Source organism: Chitinimonas sp., from assembly GCF_041904975.1.
Classification (GTDB): Bacteria; Pseudomonadota; Gammaproteobacteria; order Burkholderiales; family Chitinimonadaceae; genus Chitinimonas.
Genome location: NZ_JAYRLZ010000276.1, coordinates 1 through 5,452 on the forward strand (window position 1 = coordinate 1; position 5,452 = coordinate 5,452).

Genomic DNA, 5,452 nt, shown 5'->3' on the forward strand with positions numbered 1-5,452 from the left:
CGATCAGCTGCGCCAGGGTTTGCGCATCCTCTACCCCCTCGGCCACCGTATACAGCCCCAGGCTCGCCGCCATCTGGGCAATGGCGCGCACGATCGCCTCGTCGTGCGGGTCGTCGATCAGGCGCCGTACAAAGGACTGGTCGATCTTCAGACATTCCACCTCGAAGCGCTTGAGGTAGCCGAGATTGGAGTAACCAGTGCCAAAGTCATCAATCGAGAAGCTGACACCCATATGCCGCAAGCGGCGCAGCATGGCAGTCAGCTGGGCAGAGTCTTCGATCAGCAGCGATTCGGTCAGCTCCAGCTCCAGCGCCTGGGCCGGCAAACCACTTTGATCGAGCGCGTTCAGCACCAGCCGCTCGACATTGTCGCGGCGAAACTGCACTGGCGAGAGATTGACCGATACCGCCAATTCACCCAGTCCGTCGCGGCGCCAGCTGGCCGCCTGGCGGCAGGCCTCGCCGATCACCCATTCGCCGATCTCGATGATCAGCCCGGTCTTCTCCGCCACCGGAATGAACTTGGCCGGCGGAATCAGGCCAAGCTCCGGGTGGCGCCAGCGTATCAATGCCTCGGCGCCGATCACCCGTCCCGACTTCAGGTCGAACTGCGGCTGGCAATGCAGCATGAATTCAGCCCGCGCCGGCGCCGCACGCATCCCGGAAATCAGGTGCAGATGCTCGACCACCGAGGAATTCATTTCTGCATCGTAAAAACGGAACACATTGCGGCCAGCTTCCTTGGCGCGATACATCGACATATCGGCACGCTTGAGCAGGGTATCGAAATCGCCACCGTCATCGGGAAACAGGGCAATGCCGAGCGAGCAGGAAGTGCTGACCTCCACGCCGCTGATATAGAAGGGCTGGTTGATCAGCTCCAGTATCTTGCTGGCCACTGCCGCAACCGCATCGCTATCGGCCATATCGCCAACGATCAGCAGGAATTCATCGCCGCCCTGGCGGCAGATGGTATCGGTACTGCGCACCGATTCGGCCAGCCGCGCCGCCACATCACGTAGCAGCTCATCGCCGGCGGTATGGCCGAGCGAATCATTCACCGTCTTGAAATTGTCCAGATCGAGGAACAACAAGGCCGCCAGAGAGTGGTTGCGTCGCGCATGCCCGGCCGCCAGCTCGAAGCGATCACGTGCCAGCACCCGGTTGGGCAGGCCGGTGAGCTGGTCGTGAAACGCCAGAAACTCGATATGCGCCTGCGACTGCCGCACACGCATGTTTTCCGCCTGCAACTGCACCAGCGCCCGCCGCAGATCATGCGCCAACAGCCACACGCTGAAGGCGATCACACACAGTATTCCGGCGATATCGACAAGGCCCCCCCAGCCGGCCGGCTCTACCCTGTTCACATGCCAGCCAGACAAATTCGCCAGCACCACGGCGGTAACCGCCAGCAACATGAAGGCAAGCAGCCATCGGTACAGGCGTAAACCACTGAGCATGCTGGCAATCACCAGCACGCCGGTATAGCCAAGCAAGGCCGGGTCGTGGATGCCCTGATCCACCCATATAAAGGCGGTGAGCAAGGCAGTGAGCGTACCGAGCATCAGCCGGGTTGCGACCTCGTAGCGCTGCTGGCGCGCCAGCCAGAATGCCCCGGCCAGCAACAGTGCCCCGGCCAGCAATAACAGCGCCGAGGTCCAGTTGCTGCGCACGACATTCTGGATGGCGCTGGCCGACATGGCAGCAAACACCACGGACAGCACCTGGCGCAAGCGACGCGAACGCGCTTTGCGGCTGTGATCTTCGCCGGTTTCTGTCTTGGTCGGGGAGTAAAGCATCGGCTGCCTGCACGATGATGCGTGCCTTGCAGGCTAGCCCATGAAGCGGATGAACGAAACTTGGATTGATCCGTGGCGGCCGGATTCGCAGGCCGGCCGGCTCAATACCCGCTGCGAGGCCAGCTACTTCTCTTCAACAGCAGCGCCAGCCAAATCCCAAGCCCGCAATTCAGACATGTCGGAAACCGCGCACCGCCTTGCGCAATTGCGCCAGCTCTGCCAATCCACCATAACGGACGCGCAGATAGCACTGCACGATATGTTCGATCTGCTCGGCTTTGGCTGGCGCCACCAATTTGGCGCGACTGGCAAAGTCCTGCGGGCCTTCGGCCGGCAGCGGCAGCAGATCGTAGCGGGCGAATTTTGCGCAGAAGCGGTCCCATTCGCGCCGGGCCGGGTCGCGCCGTGGCGGGCGCATCTGCCACAGCAACCAACCGGCCAGCGTGCCACCCAGCAATAGCAGCGCGCCACCGAACCAGGCGACGAAGGACGATGAGGCAAGATCATCGATACCAAGGCGGCGCAGCACCTGGCGCTGCTTTTCCGGCGTATAGCCGACCACCCACTGGTTCCAGCTATTCACCGCCGCATCCAGCACCAGCCGCACCCGCTTGACCAGGTTGTCGTCAAGGCGCAGCAGATAGGGCAGCTCTTCTTGCGGCACGGCGCCAGCCAGGCCGCGCTCGATCCGTTCCGGCGCGACCTCAAAGGTCGGATCGACGCGCACCCAGCCTTCGCCCGCCAGCCACACCTCGCCCCAGGCATGGGCATCGGCCTGGCGGATGATCAGGTAGTCGCCATTCAAGTCGCCCCCCTGGTAGCCGCCGACCACCCGCGCCGGCAAGCCGGCGGCGCGCATCATGAACACAAAGGCGCCGGCAAAATGCTCGCAAAAGCCCTGCTTGCCGACATAGATGAACTGATCGATGCCGTCGGCGCCATACAGCGGCGGCTGCAGAGTGTAGTTAAGCGCCTGGCTGCGGAACAGGCGCAGCGCCGAATTGATGCGCTCGCGCGGCGGCAGGTTTTGCCAGCTCTGCGCCAGGGCGCGCGCCTTCGGGTTGCCGCTGGCGGGCAGTTGCTGATTTCGGGCCAGCACTTCCGGTCGCTCGACCAGACCAACCCGGTAATCCAGCACCGAGGCCAGCTCGTTGCGCACCCGCTTGTCCACCGGCTTGCCCAGAAGCTGCAGGCGATTGCTCAGGCGCGCATCCGGCGGTAGCTGTACCGGCATGTCCAGCGCCAACAGCCAGGGACGCTGGTGCGCTTCCAGTGTCATGGTGTAGCGGATCGGCTTGCCGATGGCCTGAACGGTCGGGCCGGCGGCCGGCTCGATGGGCTGCTGGGTCCAGGTCGTGCCGTCATAGTCTTCGAATACCGGGCCGCGCCAGTAAAGCTTGTCCTGCGCTGGCAGGCCATCGGTAAAGCTGGCGCGGAACGCCACTTCATCGCTTTGCGCCATATTGGAAAAGCTGCCGGGCGACATGCTGTCGGCCAGACCCGACTTGGCCGAGGCACGATCTTGCGGCAGCTTCCACAGCGGCCCTTCGATACGTGGAAAGAACACGAACAGCAGCAGCATGATGGGCAGTGCCTGCAGCATCAGCACCAGCGCCAGCCGCGCCTGTGCCAGCAGGGTGCGCCAGCGGCCATCCCAACCAGCCAGCGAATGCCAGCTGATCAGCAAGGTGGTAATGGCCAGCACCATGGCAAACAGATAGCTGGCCAGGGCAATCGACTGGTCGAACAGGAAATTGGTCACCACCAGAAAGTAGCCGAGGTAGATCAGGAACAGGGCATCGCGCCTGCCGCGCGTTTCCAGCAGCTTGCCGGCGATCAGCGTTGCCAGCAGCGCCACCCCACCGGTGCGGCCGAGCAGGGTGTGATAGCTGGCAAATACGCCGGCGATGGTGGCGAACACAATGGGCAGTAGCAGCCAGGCAGGCGGTGTGCGCCATTGCCGCTGCACCAGCAGCAAGCGCCAGCCGAACAGTGTGGCCAGCAGGGCGCTGAGCCAGCCGGGGAAGCGCAGAGCGTGCGGGATCAGCAAGCCGGTGAGCACAGCCAGCAGGCCGAACATCTGGCCGCGATCGAGTCGCTCGGCCAGGGCAAGATTGCGAACTTTAGCCATGGGCGCACCTCATGCCGGATCGCCCGGATCGGCCAGGCCATACAGGGCCAGGCTGGCCAGGCAGGCGTCGCGCTGCGCCTCGCCGCTGGCCGGCGGATGCTCGCGCCCAGGCAAGCTGAGGCCGAAGGCAAAGCCTGCCGCATGCGCTTGCAGCACCCAGGCAGTGAGGCGCGACAGGCGCGCTTCCACCGGCATGCCGCTTGGCAAGGCGTCCCACGCCAGCCACAGCGACAGGGCGGCCTCGCCATGGAATTCCTTGACCAGCAAGCCGTCTTCGCGTGCCGCCGCCTTCCAGGCGATATGGCGCGGCGAATCGCCTCGCTGGAACGGCCGCAGACCGGAAAAATCATCCTGCCCCCGCGCCGTGGTCAGGCCCTGGCCACTGCCGGCGGCCGCCAGCGGCAAGCCGGGTGGATCGACTTCGGGAGCGGGATACACCAAGGCACGTTGGTCGAAATAGCCATAGGACCAGGCGCGGAACACGCCAAGCGGCCAATGGGTTTCGATACGCAGGCGCGGTGCACGCAGCCAGCCGCGTTGTGGCGCCGGCAGGCTCAGCCACACCCTTGCGCTGTCGCCAGCCGCCACATCGCACGCCGCTTCGGCCGCGTCGTAAAAAAGGCGCAGATTATGGCGCGCCAACCGGCCGCTATTGTCGAGCACGATCTCGAAGCGCGCCGCCTCACCGGCATGGCAGGCTTCAACCCGCCCCGGCGCCAGCGTCAGCCCGAGCAGATTGCGAAAAGTGTGCAGGATGGAGGCATTGGCCATCGCCGCCAGCAGGAATACCAGCACATAGGCAAGCGCCAGGTCGTAATTGATGGCGCCGCCCAGCATGGCCAACACCACAGCGGCAAACAGCACGCCGCTGGGACTGAGGAAGATATACACGCGCTTCTGGCTAAGGGTGACTGCCTGCATGCCACGTGGATGGCGGCGTTGCAGCCAGTTCTGCCAACGGCGGCGATACGCATTGGCCATGGCCCGCAGCAAGGTCGGCATCAATGCGCTCCCGGCAAGGCGCCCGTCATGGCACCGCCACGTCGGCCATCAGTTTTGCCACCAGCTCCGGCTGCGGCCGGTTGCTGGAGCAGGCCAGCAAGCGGTGGGTAGCCACGGCAGGGAACACTGCCTGCACATCTTCCGGTATCACCATGTCACGGCCGGCCAGCAAGGCCCAGGCACGCGCCGCAGCCAACAAACCGAGTGCCGCACGCGGTGACAGGCCGCTCTGAAAATCGGCCGCCTCGCGGGTGGCACGGGTCAAGGCCTGCACATAGTCAACCAGGGCCGGCGACACATGCACACGCCTTACCGCCGCCTGATGGTTAGCCAGCTCGGCCGCCGTAACAACCGGCTGCGCCTGCCTGAGCATATCGCGCCGGTCTTCCCCCATCAGCATGGCGCGCTCGGCTGCCGCATCGGGGTAGCCGAGGGTAATGCGCATCAAAAAGCGGTCGAGCTGCGATTCGGGCAGCGCGAAGGTGCCGATCTGATGCGCCGGATTCTGCGTGGCGATGACA

The 5,452-nt window shown here is 64.6% G+C and carries 4 protein-coding genes; all 4 read right to left on the minus strand.

The features are described 5' to 3' along the window. On the minus strand, window positions 1-1,798 hold a 1,798-nt coding region (locus ACE3OH_RS18720), incomplete at its 3' end, for a putative bifunctional diguanylate cyclase/phosphodiesterase (RefSeq protein ID WP_374356777.1). 169 nt (window positions 1,799-1,967) lie between these two features. Next, window positions 1,968-3,929, minus strand: a complete 1,962-nt coding sequence (locus tag ACE3OH_RS18725) for a DUF3488 and DUF4129 domain-containing transglutaminase family protein (protein WP_374356779.1) — start codon at window positions 3,927-3,929, stop codon at window positions 1,968-1,970. A 9-nt stretch (window positions 3,930-3,938) separates the two neighbouring features. Beyond that, on the minus strand, window positions 3,939-4,931 hold the full coding sequence (locus tag ACE3OH_RS18730; RefSeq protein ID WP_374356783.1) for a DUF58 domain-containing protein: 993 nt from the start codon (window positions 4,929-4,931) through the stop codon (window positions 3,939-3,941). A gap of 25 nt (window positions 4,932-4,956) precedes the next feature. Further along, window positions 4,957-5,452: AAA family ATPase (locus ACE3OH_RS18735; protein WP_374356785.1), on the minus strand; the 496-nt coding region annotated here is incomplete at its 5' end.

Coding starts and splice junctions, on each gene's coding strand:
- ACE3OH_RS18725 (WP_374356779.1), bottom strand. CDS start 3,929: ATGGCTAAAGTTCGCAATCTTGCCCTGGCCGAGCGACTCGATCGCGGC.
- ACE3OH_RS18730 (WP_374356783.1), bottom strand. CDS start 4,931: ATGCCGACCTTGCTGCGGGCCATGGCCAATGCGTATCGCCGCCGTTGG.